The organism is Acinetobacter sp. AC1-2 (genome assembly GCF_016124155.1).
Lineage (GTDB): Bacteria > Pseudomonadota > Gammaproteobacteria > Pseudomonadales > Moraxellaceae > Acinetobacter > Acinetobacter calcoaceticus.
Window position 1 is genome coordinate 1552837 of the sequence record NZ_JABFFO010000001.1, and the last position, 17217, is coordinate 1570053.

The window sequence follows — 17217 nt, forward strand, 5'->3', positions numbered from 1 at the left end:
CAATATTTAATGAAAGTTCACGTTTTAATGCTTATATTAATGGTCTATTCCCTTGGCTAAATTGGTTTTTCCTACCAAAAACTCATGAGTCTAAAGTTACAAATTTAATCAATGGGTAAAATTCCACATGAAAATTTCATCCATTGATTCTCAAAAACTACTATTTGTTAGAATGCAAAAGCCTCTTGATCAAGCTCCATGACAGATTCAGCTCCTGACTCAATTGCGGCAGCATGACTTTGTGTACGATGCAAAAGTTTTTGATAGAAAAACTTAGCTGTGCTTAGCTTCGCCTTATAAAAAGCTTCCTCTTGTGTACCTAATGCCAATTTTTCATGGGCAACTTGAGCCATTCGAGCCCAAAGATAGGCAAACACGACGTAACTAGAAAAATAAAGATAATCTACAGAGGCCGCGCCAATTTCTTCTGGATTGTGCTTCGCTTTTTCGGCAATTGTTGTAGTGAGCGATAACCATTGTTGCTTAAGTTCATCTAATTTTTCTAAATAAGGTTTCAGTGCAACATTTGCTTGATGTTGAAGAATGAATTGATCAATTAAATCCGTCATATTCTTCAAGAGCTTGCCTTCTGAATTTAAGACTTTACGTGCAAGCAAATCTAAAGACTGGATTTCGGTTGTTCCTTCATACAAGGTTGAAATGCGTGCATCGCGTACAATTTGCTCCATTCCATGCTCAACAATAAACCCATGCCCACCAAATACCTGAACACCATGTTTTGCAGACTCATTACCAGACTCAGTTAAAAAAGCTTTAGCAATAGGCGTTAAAAAAGCCAGTAGATTATCGGACTGTTTTTGCTGTTCTTGATCGGCTGAACTTTCAACAATATCTACATGTTGAGCTAGAAAATAAGCTAGCGCACGTCCACCTTCAGCAAATGCTTTTTGTGTCATTAACATTGAACGCACGGCAGGATGCACAATAATCGGATCGGCATTCTTTTCTGGATATTTTGGACCAGATAATGAACGCATGGCGAGGCGTTCTTTGGCATAACTTAATGCGCCTTGAAATGAAATTTCAGAAGCAGCGAGCCCTTGTACTGCCGTTCCAATGCGTGCCGTATTCATAAAGGTAAACATACAATTCAGCCCACGATTTTCCGGACCAATCAAATAACCTTGAGCACCATCAAAATTAAGAACACAGGTGGCATTTCCGTGAATACCCATTTTATGTTCAATCGCACTACAGACCACCTGATTGCGATCTTGCAAATTACCTTCATCATCTACATTAAATTTAGGCACGATAAACAAAGAAATACCTTTTGTGCCTGAGGGTGCCTGAGGTAATCGAGCTAAAACAATATGAATAATATTTTCAGAAAGATCGTGTTCACCTGCCGATATAAAAATCTTTTCCCCAGTAATTGAGTAACTACCATCCGGATTTGGTTCAGCCTTGGTTCTAATTAACCCAAGGTCTGAGCCCGCATGTGATTCGGTTAAACACATGGTTCCAGTCCAGATTCCACTAATTAACTTGGTTAAAAACTGCTGCTTTTGCTGTTCCGTTCCGTGGTGTTCAATTGTTCTCATCGCACCATGAGATAACCCTTGATACATTGCCCAAGCCCAGTTAGAACCACACAACATTTCAGAAATCGCAATGCGTAATAGTGTTGGTAAGCCCTGCCCACCATATTCAGGGTCGGCGGTTAGAGAGGTAAACCCAAGTTCGGCATATTTTTGGTAGGCTTCTTTAAAACCTTTCGGTGTAGTCACTACGCCTTGATTTAAATGACACCCTTCTTGATCGCCATTTTGATTAATAGGTGCCAATTCATTTTCGCAGAAATCTGCTGCTGCCTCTAAATATTGATCAATTAATTCTCGATTTACGCTTTCCTGATATTTGCTTAAACGTTGGTAGTTCCCTTCTGTTTGAAGCATTTCATGCAGAACAAATTGCATATCACGTAATGGAGCTTTGTATAAAGGCATAATTTTTTCCCTTTCACTTCACTGTCTGTTTCATGCAGGCAGATATGTTTTTTCCTTGAATAGACTTTTATTTTTTCAACTCAACCAAAATATCAAAAAATTTCTTATAGCAAAACTAGTTTTCACTATTTTCATAAAATTTAACTAGTAAAAATATCCATTAAATATTTAATATGTTGTATTTAAGTACTTTTATTAATTTTATACGTGCAAAAACAAAAAACTGGTTACTATTTTAATTTTGTACTGCAAAATTTTATTCCGTAAAAAACCAATTTATAGTATTGTTATTACATTGCTTAATCATCCAAGGACGATTTATGGATAGCCCGAAATACACAGGTCTTGAATTTTTAACAGCTTTAAAAAATGGCGAAGTTTCTCCATCGCCTATGGCTCACACCATCCCTATGCAATTAGTAGAAGTTTCCGAAGGTAAAGCCACTTATAAAGTTACTCCTAGACAAGAACATCGAAACATACAAGGTGGTGTACACGGCGGCTTTTGTGCCACAGCTTTAGATACAGCTACAGGAAGTGCTGCGCATACTCTACTCGAACATGGAGTGGGTTATGGGACTATTGATTTGAATGTAAAAATGATTCGTCCTATGCAAGTTGATACCTCTTACTACGCAAAGGCCGAGTTGATTAATGCGGGGCGCAATATTATTAGCACCGAAGGTAAAATCGTGGATGAAAATGAAAAAGTATATGCTTTTGCCACAGCCACATTAATGATTATTAGAAAATAAAAGCCTTGTTAAGCTCCTCCTTATGGAGCTTTTTCTTGCTTGGCAATTTTGTCCATCTCATAGAAATCTAAGCGATCAATCATAAAACTCACAATGGCTAGACTTATACCTAAGGCTACACAGGCTTCCCATCCCCAGTGTTTCCATGCATAAACTGCAATAAAAGAGCCCAAGGCAGCTCCACCGAAATAGAGCGTCATATAAATTGAGTTAATGCGGGAACGCGCCTGTGCAGAAATTCGATACACCAGATTTTGATTGAGTACATGAAATGCAGACAGCCCAAAGTAAGCCATAATTACGCCAACCGCATAGGCCACTAAAGATTGCTGTGCAAAAAATAGTGGTATCCATGCAGTAATTAATAAAACCATGCTAACCAGTGCAACTTTATTCTCAAGTCCCGCTGCAATTTTCTTACCCGCCCACGGTGTGGCAAACACACCAGCTAACCCGACAATTCCAAATAGACCAATTTGGAAATCATTAAAATGGTAAGGAGCATTGGCTAAAAGGAATGTCATGGTTGTAAAAATAAGAGCCAAAATACCAAAGCCAATTCCTCCAGCAAAACCACGGCGAAGCAGATGAGGTTGATGTACCGCTAATGAAAATAATGAACTGTAAATTTGTAGAATATTGAGTTGATGGGATTTACGTGCAACTGGTAATTTTGACCACATGATCCAAGCAAAAAACAGAATGACGATGCCACTAATTAAATAAACGGCATGCCAAGACCAAACCGTAGAAAGTAAACCCGCAATAGAGCGCGCCAATAAAATTCCCAAGAACAAACCACTCATGAGAGTCCCTACAACTTGCGGGCTTTTTTTCGGACCTGCCAAACCTGCGGCAAATGGAACCAAAACTTGAGTTGCAATAGAAAAGAATGTCGCTAAAAAGGTAAAGCCATATAAGACTGGCAAGGTTTGGCTAAAAGAAAGCCCCACTTGTGCAAGCCCCGTACAACACATGAGCAAACAAATATAACTACGCTTTTCAAAGAAATCACCGAGTGGTACCAATAGAAACAGACCAACTGCATAAGACAGTTGTCCAATCACAATGGTTAAAGCCACTTGCTCGGCATTAGCCTGCAAGGCTTTGGCAATTGAATAAATTAAAGGCTGGTTATAATAGTTCGAGCCCGCACAAATCCCGCATGTCATCGCCATGATAAAAATAAAGCTTTTTGACAAAATATTGTCTGCATCGGGTCGAACTATTTTTTCCATTTTTTAATTACGCCCTATTTTAAAATTTATACATCGACACAAAGTTTACACGTGACACATCGGCTGTTCTGCCATCAAAGACTTCTCGTTTACCTTGATGGTATTCCATACCGATATCCATTTGTTCAATAGGCGAATAAAAGACGTTAGCAGCATAGTCCGTTAAACGCTTATTGGCATCGGGATTGAGTTTTGCATAAGCCGTATCATCATCATAATCAAACATTGAAGCCGATAAGTTTGCACGCCATTGCTCATTGAATTTATATGAATAACCAATATTTACGCTATTGAGTTTATTCATAACTAAATCTGTTTTTTCTTCATTTAAAGAAAAATCACCCGCTGCATTTAAACTTGTTGAATTAGCCAAGCCGCTTTGCGTGGTATACGGCATAAACTTTTGATCACCAACAATATATTGATAATTTGCTTGCACCGATTGCTGTGGCGTTAATTGGTATTTTAACCCACCACCTGCGCCCCAACTTACTTTCTTCACTGTTGCGGTTGCTACATCTGCTGACTTCTCGTTAATAAAACCTTGAGCAAGTGCCGTTAAAGGACCTTGTTTAAAGCTATAGCGCCCCGTTAAAGTTGGAAATGCCGAGACTCTCGAACCTGTATATTCCAAGGCTACTTTTAAATCATTATTGGCATCTATTTTCCAGTCATAGCGAATTTGAGGCGTCCGTGTATAGGAAGTTCCCACAAATTGCGTGTAATCGACGGCTTCAGTACGTGTTTCCATGTTGGACATGAGCGACCATGTTTGACCAAATGTCCAGTCTTTATAGGTGAAAAATGCATGTCGAATACGGAATTTACCATCACCCGTTCCCATGTTAGAGCTATCAAAGAAATCGGCTTCAATATTTCCCGTCACTGCTTTATTTGGACTATTAAAATAAACACCTAATCTGCTTGCATTAATCATGGCATCAGAACGCGCATGATTTGAACGTTTTTCACTCTCAAAAGGTGTTCGGTACAGACTGCTGGTTGTTCTCCCCCCCGAATCAGGTGAAGATTTAAAATCGACCGCCGCATCAATACGGGCAATACCATAAACCTTAACATTGTCGGTCCAAGTCACCCATGACGGAGCAATAGGCTTAGTAGGCTCAACTGTTTTATTCTTTTCGATGTTTTCTTCAATTTTTACCTGTTTGACTTGTAAATTATTTTGAGTTTGCTTTTGAGCTGCAAGTTCTGCTTTTAACTTTTGCAGCTCGGTTTCCAGCAAATTAATTCTTTGTTCTGTATTATCTGAAGAATTTGCAAAAACAGTCCCTGAAGCCGCAGCACAAGCTGCAGCTAAAATTAATTTTTTCATCTTTTAATCCTTAAAGAAGCGTTTTTTCCGTGTGTAATTTAGGCTACACGTGCATCTATCAGTTCACAGTCCGTGACTGCCTGTAATTCATCAAGACTTAAGCCGTCTACCATTTCCGTCACATAAGCTTTTTGATCTTTGAGTTCAATAATGCATAAATCGGTATAAATACGGTTTACACACTGCTCACCAGTCATTGGATATGTAAGTTCCTTTACAATCTTGGACTCACCTTTTTTGGTGACATGTTCCATATAGACGTAAATCGTTTTAGCTCCAACCGCCAAATCCATGGCACCACCTACTGCCGGTACATCATCTGGTTTGCCGGTATGCCAGTTTGCCAGATCTCCGTTTACAGCAACTTGAAATGCACCAATCACGCATATGTCTAAATGGCCACCACGCATAATGTCAAACGAGTCACCATGATGCATAAAGCATCCACCGTCTAATAAAGTGACAAGTTCTTTTCCAGCATTGACTAAATCTTGGTCTTCTTCGCCGGGTTGTGGCGGTGGACCAAAAGCCAACACACCATTTTCCGAATGTAAAAAGATTTCTTTGTCTTTTGGCAAAAATTTGGCAACGTTGGTAGGCAGGCCAATACCTAAATTGACATAAGAACCTTCTGGAATGTCATTTGCAATCAGTTTGGCAATATCTTCACGAGAACGCTTTTGAACTGACATTAGATATCTCCTACTTTTACAACGTGCTGAACAAAAATTCCTGGTGTGATAATGCACTCTGGGTCAAGCGTTCCTAGCTCTACGGTGTCATTAACTTGAACAATGGTGTTTTTTGCAGCTTTTGCCATAATTGGGCCAAAATTACGGGCCGCTTTGCGGTAAGTTAAATTGCCCCAGCGGTCGGCCTTATCTGCATAAATGAGTGCAAAATCAGCTTCAAGTGGATATTCAAGCACATAATTTTTACCATTAATGGTTCGGGTTTCTTTACCTTCGGCAACTTTGGTGCCATATCCCGTTGGAGTAAAAATAGCGCCTAGACCTGCACCTGCTGCCTGAATACGACATGCCAAATTCCCTTGTGGAACCAGCTCTAACTCAATTTTTCCCGCTCGATATAAGTCTTGAAAAACAGTTGATCCCGCAGATTTTGGAAATGAACAAATCATTTTTTTAACGCATCCAGCAATAATCAGATTTGTTAAACCACGATCACCCGAAGCTGCATTGTTATTTACAATGGTGAGTTCTTTTTTTCCTAAATCAATTAAGGCCTCAATTAATTCAGCAGGTTGCCCCGTAACACCAAACCCGCCCGTCATGATGGTTGCTCCATCAGGAATAGCTTTTAAAATCGGTTCAATGTCACTGGTGATTTTATTTATCATCTCACTTGTCCCTTTTCATCCTTAATTTAAGGTGACAGATTGATCTGTCACTCTGCCTTTTGCGGGTTAAATAGTCGGTCTTTAATAAATAACAATGGAATCACGCCACAGATAAAGTACGCAGCAGCCATCACCAAGAGCCCTAAGCCAATAGAACCACTTTGAGACAGATAACCAATCGTTAATGGAGAGAAAATTGAAAGCACTTTACCAATGTTATAGGCTCCCCCCACCGCAGAACCACGAATCGAAGTTGGGAAGCTTTCAGTCATATAGGTGGCATTAATGGCATATGGAATACCGTAAAGGAACCCAAAGAACAGCATCATCCATAAAATATTAGTGGGTGTATTCAAATAGACAATGACTGGAATAAACAGTGCTGTACCAATGGTTCCAAATGCAAACACAGCACGGCGACCCAATTTATCTGCAACAATGCCTGCAATCACTTTGGCAAACATCATAATCAGGAAGGTACCGACCATATACATGGCCATTTCTTTAAACTTGATGCCTAGATCAGACTCTAAATAAGCTGGTAACCAGTTACTTACGCCGTAATAACCAAACTGTAAAGCGCCTGTACTAATAATCCAAAGAACAAACATGGTGCCATGTTTTTTATCTCTTAAAATCTCAAGATATGGGTTTTGACGTTTTTTAGGGTGAGTACTTTGGGCCACTTCCAAAGCTTTTAACTGACGAGATTTTTTCCATGATTCAGGTTCAGGCACACAAAAGTGCATCAAAATTGACAACACCAAAGGGGTAATTGCAATCCAGTACAGGAAACGCCAGCCATGTTCAGGAATAATATGGCCTGCCAATAAGGTCGCTAATAAAGAACCCAAGGTATAACCAGTCATGAGGGTTGCCAAAACAGTCGAGCGATGTTTGGTTGGAACCATTTCTGACATTAAAATATTACAGGCAATATAAAGTGCGCCTAAGCCCATCGCTCCAAAGGTTCTTAAGATGGCAAACTGCATATAAGAATCCGTAAAACCAAGCGCACAGGTTAAGACTGAAGAGTAAGCAATAAAGAACACAATAATGCGAACCCGTCCAAAACGGTCACATGCCCAACCACCAATCAGGCCACCGACGGCTGAACCTAAAAGTGTTAAACTGCCTAAAGTTCCGGCTTGAATGCCAGTTAAATGAAACTCTGCTTTAAGACTAGTAAGGCTCAATGCCAAAAAACCTAAGTCAGCCCCATCACATAACAATGTTAAAAAAGCGAATATAAATGCTGTAATCCAAATCTTTTTCGGCGTTTGAATAGCTTCACTGCTAGCCGTATTTTGCGTAATTGTTTCTGTTGTCATGTCCATATCCTCAGAAGGAACATGAGGCATCCAATGCCTCATGGCATTTGATTTTTTATTAGGCTGTAGCTTCCCTAATCATGTTTTTGGCAATAATAATTTGTTGAACTTGCGTAGTTCCTTCATATAAGCGGAACAAACGGACATCGCGATAAAAACGTTCAATGGCATATTCACTGATATAACCTGCCCCACCGTGAATCTGTACACAGCGATCTGCGACTCGACCACACATTTCGGTTGCAAACATTTTGGCACAAGATGCTTCGGTGCTAATGTTTTCACCATTATCACGACGGCGAGCGGCATCTAGAACCATACATTTAGCTGCATAAATCTCGGCTTTTGAGTCGGCGAGCATCGCTTGAATAAGCTGGAAGTTAGCAATAGGTTGACCGAACTGTTTACGCTCAATTGCATAGTGAAGAGCATCATTTAACATACGCTCAGAAACGCCCACACTGTATGCGCCAATGTGCAAACGGCCTTTATCAAGCACTTTCATGGCCGTTTTAAAACCAACACCTTCTACACCACCAATCAGCGCAGACGCAGGTACACGGCAGTTTTCAAAAATGACATCACAGGTATGAGAACCCTTTTGTCCCATTTTTTGATCAATTTTCCCTAAAGTAATGCCGGGTGTGTTGGCTTCTACTAAAAAGGCTGAAATACCACCCGATCCTTTAATTTCAGGATTGGTTCGTGCCATTACCGTAAAAGTTGCAGCATGTGGCGCATTGGTAATAAAACGCTTAGTACCATTTAGAACGTAAAAATCACCATCTTTTACTGCACTAGTTTTTAAAGAGGCTGCATCCGACCCTGACTCAGGTTCAGTTAAACAAAATGAACCAATAATTTCGCCACTTGCATAACGTGGTAAATATTTTTGCTTTTGCTCTTCTGTGCCATCAATCAAAATTGCACTTGAACCAATTCCGTTATTGGTACCAATTAAAGAACGGAAAGCTGGTGAGGTTTGCCCAAGTTCAAATGCGACTCTTACTTCTTCTTCCATGGTGATGCCTAAGCCACCATATTCTTCTGGAATTGTGAGTCCGAACAAACCGAGTTCACGCATTTGCTGCACGATGTCATCCGGAATTTTATCTTTCTCTACCACTTCGTTTTCACGAGGGATCAATTCATTTTTTACAAAATCTCTAATTGTTGAAAGTAATTGCTCCAACATCCCTTCATCACGGATCATCTGTGATCTCCCTTCTTATGTATTTCCATCGTACCCATCAGCCAATTCCAGCTTGTATAGATACCAACTTTTAAATCTTGTTTACGGCGGATTCGTTTCATAGTACGAGAACGAAAACACAAATTTCAAGCTTTTTTGAAAATTAATTTCGTTTAACGAAATTTAAAAACACACCAATACACAATATCAATCACTTACACTTCTTAAGAGATCACAATTGCTCTATTTAAATAAATAAGACTTGAAATAAATTCCAAAATAAGCATCATAAAAGGAATATAGTTTTGATATGCGAAACAAGGAATGCAAAAATGAGCAAAGAAATAGGGAATAATTTCGTAGATGTTGATTACACCATTCAAAAAATAGCGATTGTAAAAATTAACCGCCCAGAAGCTAAAAATGCCTTAAATGGGGAAGTTCGTAAGCAATTAGCCCAAATTTTTTCCGAATTAAGTTTTAACGATCAGATCAATGCGGTTGTACTCACTGGCGGAAATGAAGTTTTTGCCGCAGGTGCAGATTTAAAAGAAATGGCAACAGCAACTTCAACAGAAATGCTATTACGTCACACTGAACGTTATTGGAACGCAATTTCCCAGTGCCCTAAACCAGTGATTGCGGCTGTAAATGGCTATGCGTTGGGTGGTGGCTGTGAGTTGGCAATGCATGCCGACATTATTATTGCCGGTAAAAGTGCAGTTTTTGGACAACCAGAAATTAAAGTTGGTTTAATGCCAGGTGCTGGTGGCACACAGCGTTTGTTTCGTGCAGTCGGTAAATTTCATGCTATGCGCATGATTATGACAGGTGCCATGGTGAAGGCTGAAGAAGCTTATATCATTGGGCTTGTTTCACAAGTGACAGAAGACGACCAAACTATTCCAACCGCTATTCAAATGGCGCAAAGCCTAGCAAAAATGCCACCTATCGCCTTGCAGCAAATTAAAGAAGTTGCACTCATGAGCGAAGATGTTCCATTAAATGCTGGCTTAACCCTAGAGCGTAAAGCATTCCAACTGCTGTTCTCTACCGAAGATAAAAATGAAGGTGTTCAAGCTTTTATTGAAAAGCGTAAACCGTCTTATCAAGGTAAATAATTTAAATAGATAACAACAAAGGAATGAAAATGGCTAAAAAAGTATTTATTAGTGCAGGTGGTTCAGGGATTGGACGCTGCATTGCTGAGGCATTTTTAAACAACGATGATGAAGTTTTCATTTGTGATATCAATGCTAAAAGCCTAGAACAGTTTCACAAAGATTATCCAAAGTTGCACATACACGCATGTGATTTAGCAGAGCCTGAGCAAATTAAGCTTATGTTTGCCGAAGCGATCAAAAAACTTGGACACATTGATGTTTTAGTGAACAACACAGGCATTTCAGGCCCGACCATTGCGGCAGATGAACTGAGTTTTGATGACTGGAATACGGTTATTAATTTGAATCTGAATAGCACTTTTTTAATTACTCAATTAGCGATTCCCTTGTTAAAGCAATCAGGTGCTGGTGTCATTATTAATATGTCATCAATTGCAGGTCGCTTAGGCTATCCATATCGTTTGGCGTATTCCACCTCAAAATGGGGACTTATTGGTTTTACCAAAACACTTTCTATGGAACTCGGTGCAGATAATATTAGAGTTAACGCGATTCTTCCGGGTGCTGTTGATGGTGACCGTGTCCAACGCGTTCTACAGGCCCGCGCAGATGTAGCCCAAAATTCTCTTGAGAAGGTCACACAAAATGCACTTAAAAATCAGTCGCTCAAATATTTTGTAAATCCGAAACATATCGCAGATTTATGCCTATTTTTAGCCTCAGATAGTGGGCGTTCTATTTCAGGCCAGATCTTACCAATTGATGGTGATAAACAATGCTTAAGTTAAATCACCAACCCCTATTTATCCGCTTAATTTCAAATACAGATCAATAATCAGGATGATCGACATGACTTATGATATTAAAAGCATGGCTGTGATTGGTGTAGGTATTATGGGCAGTGGTATTGCTCAAATTGCTGCACAATCTGGACATACCACTTATTTATATGATGCTAAGGCAGGTGCAGCAGAACAAGCAAAAGAACAACTTGCTGCTACATTTCAAAAGTTAGTCGACAAAAATAAAATTACGGCTGAACAAGCAGCATCGGCAAATAGTCATTTAATTGTTGCGCAACAAATTGAAGATTTAAAAGATTGCGACTTGATTATTGAAGCTATTGTTGAACGTTTGGATATCAAACAAAGTTTGATGCAACAACTTGAAGAGGTTGTTTCCGAAAATACCATCCTAGCTTCCAACACATCGTCTCTTTCTATTACGGCAATTGCTGCAAACTGCAAAAAACCTGAACGTGTGGTGGGCTACCATTTCTTTAACCCTGTTCCACTCATGAAAGTTGTTGAGGTCATTCGAGGCTTAAAAACCGATCCACTTATTATCGCTGCTTTAAATAGCTTGTCTCGTGCATTCGGCCACCGCCCTGTGGTTGCTAAGGACACACCAGGATTTATTATTAATCATGCTGGACGAGCTTACGGAACCGAAGCTTTAAAAATTCTAAATGAAAATGTCTGCGACATTAGTGAAATTGACCGAATTTTACGTGACGGTGTTGGTTTTAGAATGGGACCTTTCGAGCTAATGGACTTAACGGGGCTTGACGTTTCTCATCCTGTCATGGAGTCGATTTACCATCAATATTATGAAGAAGCACGCTACAAACCTAACCCGTTAACCAAACAAATGTTGGAGGCTAAACAACTCGGACGCAAGGTTAATCAAGGTTTTTATAATTATGAAACTGGTTCAAAAACAGGTGAACAACCCGCCAAGTTTGTAGACCGTTTAGCGCAATATCCAAAAGTTTGGGTAGCAGCAGATTTCTCTGATGATAAAAAGCAGCTTGAAGATTATTTAACTCAGCAAAATATTGCCTTAGATACTGGCTCTGCACCGCAATCAGACAGTTTATGTTTACTCGCTTGTTACGGCGAAGACACAACTCAAGCAGCTATACGCCTAGGCGTTAATCCAGAACAAGCAGTTGCTATAGACATGTTATATGGCATTGCAAAACATCGCACATTAATGCCTTCACTTGTCACAAAAGCTGACTACCGTCAGGCAGCTCACTCTATTTTCAATTTAGATGGAAATACGGTCAGCATGATTGCTGAAAGTATCGGGTTCGTTGCTCAGCGTGTTTTAGCCATGGTCATTAATTTAGGCTGCGATATTGCACAGCAAAATATTGCAACAGTAGATGATATTAATGCGGCAGTGCGTCTTGGTTTAGGCTACCCATTTGGCCCAATTGAGTGGGGCGACCAAGTCGGTAGTCAAAAAATCTTACTCATTCTCAACCGTATAACAGCACTTACCCATGACCCGCGCTATCGCCCTAGCCCATGGTTACAACGTCGCGTCGCGCTTAATTTACCTCTTACTTTTACTCATGAGTCTTGAAAAGGAACTTCTCAATGTTAAATGCTTATATTTATGATGGTTTACGTAGCCCAATTGGTCGCCATGCAGGTGAACTTGCCTCAATTCGTCCAGATGATTTAGCAGCGACAGTCATTCAAAAGTTACTTGAAAAAACTGGTGTTCCGGGTGCTGATATTGAAGATGTAATTTTGGGTGATACCAACCAAGCAGGTGAAGATAGCCGTAATGTTGCGAGAAACGCACTTTTACTTGCAGGTTTACCAGTAACCGTACCCGGTCAAACCGTAAACCGTCTATGTGCCAGTGGTTTAGGTGCCGTAATTGACTCTGCGCGTGCCATTACTTGTGGTGAAGGTGAGTTATATATTGCAGGTGGTGTAGAAAGTATGTCACGTGCACCCTTTGTGATGGGTAAAGCGGAAAGTGCTTATAGCCGTGATGCTAAAATTTATGACACCACGATTGGCTCTCGTTTTCCGAATAAAAAAATTATTGCCCAGTACGGCGGTCATTCAATGCCTGAAACGGGCGATAATGTTGCTGCCGACTTTGGTATTACACGAGAGCAAGCCGATTTATTTGCAGCTCAGTCACAAGCCAAATATCAAAAAGCCAAAGAAGAAGGTTTCTTTGCGGGTGAAATCACCCCAATTGAGGTTTTCCAAGGTAAAAAGCTACCACCAAAACTGGTTTCTGAAGATGAACACCCTCGCCCAAGCTCGACTGTTGAAGCACTTACAAAATTAAAACCATTGTTTGAAGGTGGTGTAGTGACTGCTGGGAACGCTTCAGGCATTAATGACGGCGCTGCGGCACTCTTGATTGGTTCAGAAGCTGCAGGTCAAAAATATGGCTTAAAGCCTATGGCAAAAATATTGTCAGCAGCGGCAGCGGGTATTGAACCCCGTATTATGGGGGCCGGCCCTATCGAAGCCATTAAAAAGGCAGTTGCACGTGCAGGGCTGACTTTAGATGACATGGATATTATTGAAATTAATGAAGCTTTTGCCTCACAAGTTTTATCTTGCTTAAAAGGCTTAAATGTTGATTTTGATGACTCTCGCGTAAATCCAAATGGCGGTGCAATTGCTATTGGTCATCCACTTGGTGCTTCTGGTGCCCGTCTTGCTTTAACTGTGGCACGTGAACTCATTCGTCGTAAAAAGAAATATGCTGTCGTAAGCCTATGTATTGGTGTGGGTCAAGGCCTCGCTATGGTGATTGAAAACGTTTCATAATTACCAAACCAGATATCCATTCATCACAACAGCGCAGTGATGAATGGATTTATTTTGCAGAGCGAAATATAATAGCAAAACTTTGCTTTATTATATTTGAGGATCGAATGTCTCAGAATTCAAAAACTGAACAACCAATAAATTTTGATGAGATACGCCTAGATCCTATTTCACATATTCATCGGGAAAATAACCCTCAATTTATCGCTTCCTTAGCACGTGGTTTAGAACTTTTACGCTGCTTTTCTGCAAATAATCAGGTACTTGGAAATCAAGAACTCGCAAAAATGACAGGTTTACCTAAACCGACTATTGCCCGTATTACCAATACCCTTGTGTCATTAGGTTATTTAAAACAATTGCCTAATTCGACCAAATATACCCTAGACATTGGTGTTTTATCTTTAGGATATGCAGCATTGTCGAATATCTCTATCCGTACTATTGCTCATCAATATATGGAAGAGATGAGTCAATATGTGCAAGCCCCTGTGGCAATGGCAACACGTGACCGATTAAATATGGTGTATATCGATGTGGTACAAATTGAAACTGCATTAAATATGCGTCGTCCAATTGGTTCAACTTTGCCACTTCATAGTAGTTCAATGGGAAGAGCATGCTTAGCGGCGACTCCTGAACGTGAACGTAATTTTTTACTTGATGCACTTAAACAAAAGAACGCTGAAAACTGGCCTGCCATCAAACGCTCTTTAGAACGAGCTTTCCGAGATTATCAAGATTACGGATATTGTTTGTCTTTAGGTGAATGGCATAAAGAAGTGAACTCGGTCGCTGTACCATTAGTCAGCTCTAAACACGGTCTTTATGTCTTTAACTGTGGTGCGCCAAGTTTCCATTTAAATCCGGAAAAACTTGAAGGTGAAATTGGACCACGTTTAATCCATATGGTGCACAATATTCAAGATGCTTTGAATGAAACGCACTAACAACCGTACTTAGAAAAGTAATGGTTGTGATGGTTAAAGTTCCTCTTTCATTATGACAATAGGCATGATGAAAAACGCACTCTATACCCCAACCATTATTTTAATGGCTATTGCAGCAGGCATCTGTACAGGCGGAAATTATTTTAGCCAACCACTTATTCATTCGATTAGTTTAAGCTTAAATTTAACCGAAACTACCACAGCATGGGTGCCTACTTTAGCCCAGATTACCTATGCTTGTGGCTTACTCTTTTTAATGCCATTAGGAGACATTTTAGAAAAGCGTAAACTGCTCTTCATCTTTATGTTACTGGCTGCAAGTGGATTAATTATTAGTGGTTTTTCACACAATATTTATCTGCTCTTACTAGGTACAATCATTACCGGTCTATTTTCCAGTTCAGCTCAGCTTCTATTACCTCTCGCCGCAAGTCTGGTTCCCATTCAACAAAGTGGTCGTGTTGTTGGTTTTTTACTGAGTGGTCTCATGATGGGGGTTTTACTCGCTCGCTCCCTATCAGGTCTAATGTCTACGCTTTTTGCATGGAATGTGATTTATCTGGTCAGTGGCTTTTTATTACTGGTTATCGCCATCATTTTGCACCGTAGTATTGGATTGTTCCCACCCACCAAATCTGAAAACTATGCGAAAACCATCCGCTCACTTCCACAAATTTTTATCCAAAATCGACGTTTAAGAACCAGAACTTATATTGGTGGTTTTACATTTGCTTGTGTGAGCTTAACCTTTACCACCATGTCATTACTTTTGGCTCCCTATTTTTTTAGTGACTTTACGATTGGGCTTTTCGGTTTTGTTGGTGTTTTAGGAACTTTCGTTGCCAATTTTTCAGGCAAATTTATTGACCAAGAGTATATCCACAAAATTTCAATTTATTGCGGCGTAGGGCTTATTCTAAGTTGGATTCTTTTTTCACTTTTACCCTACCATTTCATCTTTTATATTATTGCCTTACTCATTCTATACGCTTCACTTTCCGCAGTTCATGTCACCAATCAAAGTATTGTATTTAAGCTCAATCAAGAATTACGTTCGCGTTTTAATGCGATTTATATGACTGGTTATTTTGCAGGTGGAGCTTTAGGCACCACAGCTGGAAGCTACGCTTGGAAACATTTTGGTTGGACGGGTGTCTGTATTTTAGGCTTAATTTTTGCCGTCTTTTGTCTTTATTATTGTATCGCCGATGCAAAAGATCAGCACAACTAGCAAGCTTGTACTGATCTTAAACGAATAACTTTCAATAATTTCGTAATCAACGTTATGAGCTAAAGTTAAATTTTATAAAAGCCCTAATAAACGTCCACGAATAATATCTTCTGCATCTTTGACAATACGGCTGACCAATTCATCACAGGTCGGAATATCATGAATCAAACTTGCAACTAACCCACATGACCATGCTCCGGCATTTACATCGCCATCTATCATAACTTTAGGATAAACCCCTGCAACCTCTTCAATAATATCTTCAAATTTAATGTTGTCGCCAAGCGCTTTTTCTTTCGCTACAATTTTTTCGACGGCCACATTATTCAGCACACGCTCAGTGTTGCGTAAAGCTCGCATAATTAAACGGGTATCTCTTTCAGTTGCATTCAGAATTGCCTGTTTCACATTTGCATGTACTGGGGCTTCTTGAGTTGCAATAAAACGCGTTCCCATATTAATTCCATCTGCCCCCATGGCTAAAGCTGCCGCGAGTGAACGTCCATCCGCCATACCTCCTGAAGCAACAAATGGAATTTCTAATGCATCGGCTGCTAAAGGCAATAGAATCATATTCGGTACATCATCTTCACCAGGGTGCCCACCACACTCAAAACCATCTACAGAAACTGCATCGCATCCAATTTGTTGGGCTTTTAGGCTATGTCGAACCGATGTACATTTATGAATAACTTTAATTCCAGCAGCCTTTAAATAAGGCATGACCTGTTCAGGATTACGACCCGCTGTTTCTACAACCTTGACTCCGCCCTTAATAATTGCTTCTACAAAACCCGGATAATCTGGTGTATTTACGGTAGGTAAGAAAGTTAAATTTACACCAAAAGGTTTATCAGTCATTTCTCGACAGCGTGCAATTTCTTTTGCTAGATTTTCAGGTGTTCTTTGCGTCAGGCCAGTAATAATGCCTAATCCACCTGCATTTGAAACCGCAGCAGCAAGCTCCGCAAAACCGACATAATGCATACCGCCTTGAATAATCGGGTGCTCAATTTCAAATAATTCTGTAATTTTCGTCTTCATATTATTTCCACTCACTTTTTATATACCTAGCTTCTGATTTCCTTAGCATGTCTAGGTACTTTATTACCAATAAATCCTGTAAACATTTCTAAA

The 17217-nt window shown here is 39.9% G+C and carries 15 protein-coding genes; 7 read left to right on the forward strand and 8 right to left on the reverse strand.

The genetic code is table 11. The annotated features are described in order from the left end of the window. Positions 1 to 167: 167 nt before the first annotated feature. Positions 168 to 1970 carry an acyl-CoA dehydrogenase C-terminal domain-containing protein gene (locus tag HL290_RS07210; RefSeq protein WP_198496043.1) on the reverse strand — a complete coding sequence of 601 codons (1803 nt, stop codon included), beginning with the start codon at positions 1968 to 1970 and terminating at the stop codon, positions 168 to 170. A gap of 305 nt (positions 1971 to 2275) precedes the next feature. Between HL290_RS07210 and HL290_RS07215 the strand changes: the two genes are divergently transcribed. Next, positions 2276 to 2725 carry a PaaI family thioesterase gene (locus HL290_RS07215; RefSeq protein WP_198496403.1) on the forward strand — a complete coding sequence of 150 codons (450 nt, stop codon included), beginning with the start codon at positions 2276 to 2278 and terminating at the stop codon, positions 2723 to 2725. Between the two features lie 20 nt (positions 2726 to 2745). Here HL290_RS07215 and HL290_RS07220 read toward each other — a convergent pair whose 3' ends face one another. The 6 genes from HL290_RS07220 to HL290_RS07245 are packed head-to-tail and all read right to left on the reverse strand — an operon-like array spanning position 2746 to position 9203. Continuing rightward, positions 2746 to 3963, reverse strand: coding sequence for an MFS transporter (locus HL290_RS07220; RefSeq protein ID WP_003651145.1), 1218 nt, complete (start codon positions 3961 to 3963; stop codon positions 2746 to 2748). Between the two features lie 19 nt (positions 3964 to 3982). Next, positions 3983 to 5299, reverse strand: a complete 1317-nt coding sequence (dcaP, locus tag HL290_RS07225; protein ID WP_198496044.1) for an outer membrane trimeric porin-like protein DcaP — start codon at positions 5297 to 5299, stop codon at positions 3983 to 3985. Positions 5300 to 5337: 38 nt separating this feature from the next. Further along, on the reverse strand, positions 5338 to 5991 hold the full coding sequence (locus tag HL290_RS07230; RefSeq protein WP_045436187.1) for a 3-oxoacid CoA-transferase subunit B: 654 nt from the start codon (positions 5989 to 5991) through the stop codon (positions 5338 to 5340). Beyond that, positions 5991 to 6659 carry a 3-oxoacid CoA-transferase subunit A gene (locus tag HL290_RS07235; RefSeq protein WP_045436185.1) on the reverse strand — a complete coding sequence of 223 codons (669 nt, stop codon included), beginning with the start codon at positions 6657 to 6659 and terminating at the stop codon, positions 5991 to 5993. Before HL290_RS07235 ends, HL290_RS07230 begins: the two co-directional genes overlap by 1 nt. A gap of 47 nt (positions 6660 to 6706) precedes the next feature. Beyond that, the gene (locus HL290_RS07240; protein WP_198496045.1) at positions 6707 to 7990 is read right to left on the reverse strand and encodes an MFS transporter; all 1284 of its coding nucleotides are present in this window, start codon (positions 7988 to 7990) and stop codon (positions 6707 to 6709) included. A gap of 58 nt (positions 7991 to 8048) precedes the next feature. Further along, positions 8049 to 9203 (reverse strand): acyl-CoA dehydrogenase family protein, encoded by a 1155-nt coding sequence (locus HL290_RS07245; RefSeq protein WP_133746304.1) that lies wholly within the window; start codon positions 9201 to 9203, stop codon positions 8049 to 8051. A gap of 311 nt (positions 9204 to 9514) precedes the next feature. Here HL290_RS07245 and HL290_RS07250 point away from each other — a divergent pair, with 311 nt between their 5' ends. From HL290_RS07250 to HL290_RS07275, 6 genes are all read left to right on the forward strand, one after another. Continuing rightward, positions 9515 to 10303, forward strand: coding sequence for an enoyl-CoA hydratase (locus HL290_RS07250; RefSeq protein WP_198496046.1), 789 nt, complete (start codon positions 9515 to 9517; stop codon positions 10301 to 10303). 29 nt (positions 10304 to 10332) lie between these two features. Then, positions 10333 to 11094 (forward strand): SDR family oxidoreductase, encoded by a 762-nt coding sequence (locus HL290_RS07255; protein WP_045436176.1) that lies wholly within the window; start codon positions 10333 to 10335, stop codon positions 11092 to 11094. A 61-nt stretch (positions 11095 to 11155) separates the two neighbouring features. Next, positions 11156 to 12679, forward strand: a complete 1524-nt coding sequence (locus tag HL290_RS07260) for a 3-hydroxyacyl-CoA dehydrogenase (RefSeq protein WP_198496047.1) — start codon at positions 11156 to 11158, stop codon at positions 12677 to 12679. Positions 12680 to 12693: 14 nt separating this feature from the next. Continuing rightward, on the forward strand, positions 12694 to 13899 hold the full coding sequence (locus HL290_RS07265; RefSeq protein ID WP_198496048.1) for a 3-oxoadipyl-CoA thiolase: 1206 nt from the start codon (positions 12694 to 12696) through the stop codon (positions 13897 to 13899). Positions 13900 to 14006: 107 nt separating this feature from the next. After that, positions 14007 to 14849, forward strand: a complete 843-nt coding sequence (locus HL290_RS07270; RefSeq protein ID WP_003651129.1) for an IclR family transcriptional regulator — start codon at positions 14007 to 14009, stop codon at positions 14847 to 14849. A 64-nt stretch (positions 14850 to 14913) separates the two neighbouring features. Next, positions 14914 to 16080 carry an MFS transporter gene (locus HL290_RS07275; protein ID WP_198496049.1) on the forward strand — a complete coding sequence of 389 codons (1167 nt, stop codon included), beginning with the start codon at positions 14914 to 14916 and terminating at the stop codon, positions 16078 to 16080. A gap of 72 nt (positions 16081 to 16152) precedes the next feature. On the opposite strand, the gene HL290_RS07280 is transcribed toward HL290_RS07275, so the two are convergent. Next, the gene (locus HL290_RS07280) at positions 16153 to 17124 is read right to left on the reverse strand and encodes an NAD(P)H-dependent flavin oxidoreductase (protein WP_004642382.1); all 972 of its coding nucleotides are present in this window, start codon (positions 17122 to 17124) and stop codon (positions 16153 to 16155) included. Between the last annotated feature and the right edge of the window lie 93 nt (positions 17125 to 17217).

Excerpts from the sequence above, each read along its gene's own strand:
- HL290_RS07210 (WP_198496043.1), bottom strand. The coding sequence starts at position 1,970 with ATGCCTTTATACAAAGCTCCATTACGTGATATGCAATTTGTTCTGCAT.
- HL290_RS07220 (WP_003651145.1), bottom strand. The coding sequence starts at position 3,963 with ATGGAAAAAATAGTTCGACCCGATGCAGACAATATTTTGTCAAAAAGC.
- dcaP (WP_198496044.1), bottom strand. The coding sequence starts at position 5,299 with ATGAAAAAATTAATTTTAGCTGCAGCTTGTGCTGCGGCTTCAGGGACT.
- HL290_RS07230 (WP_045436187.1), bottom strand. The coding sequence starts at position 5,991 with ATGTCAGTTCAAAAGCGTTCTCGTGAAGATATTGCCAAACTGATTGCA.
- HL290_RS07235 (WP_045436185.1), bottom strand. The coding sequence starts at position 6,659 with ATGATAAATAAAATCACCAGTGACATTGAACCGATTTTAAAAGCTATT.
- HL290_RS07240 (WP_198496045.1), bottom strand. The coding sequence starts at position 7,990 with ATGACAACAGAAACAATTACGCAAAATACGGCTAGCAGTGAAGCTATT.
- HL290_RS07245 (WP_133746304.1), bottom strand. The coding sequence starts at position 9,203 with ATGATCCGTGATGAAGGGATGTTGGAGCAATTACTTTCAACAATTAGA.
- HL290_RS07250 (WP_198496046.1), top strand. The coding sequence starts at position 9,515 with ATGAGCAAAGAAATAGGGAATAATTTCGTAGATGTTGATTACACCATT.
- HL290_RS07255 (WP_045436176.1), top strand. The coding sequence starts at position 10,333 with ATGGCTAAAAAAGTATTTATTAGTGCAGGTGGTTCAGGGATTGGACGC.
- HL290_RS07260 (WP_198496047.1), top strand. The coding sequence starts at position 11,156 with ATGACTTATGATATTAAAAGCATGGCTGTGATTGGTGTAGGTATTATG.
- HL290_RS07265 (WP_198496048.1), top strand. The coding sequence starts at position 12,694 with ATGTTAAATGCTTATATTTATGATGGTTTACGTAGCCCAATTGGTCGC.
- HL290_RS07270 (WP_003651129.1), top strand. The coding sequence starts at position 14,007 with ATGTCTCAGAATTCAAAAACTGAACAACCAATAAATTTTGATGAGATA.
- HL290_RS07275 (WP_198496049.1), top strand. The coding sequence starts at position 14,914 with ATGATGAAAAACGCACTCTATACCCCAACCATTATTTTAATGGCTATT.
- HL290_RS07280 (WP_004642382.1), bottom strand. The coding sequence starts at position 17,124 with ATGAAGACGAAAATTACAGAATTATTTGAAATTGAGCACCCGATTATT.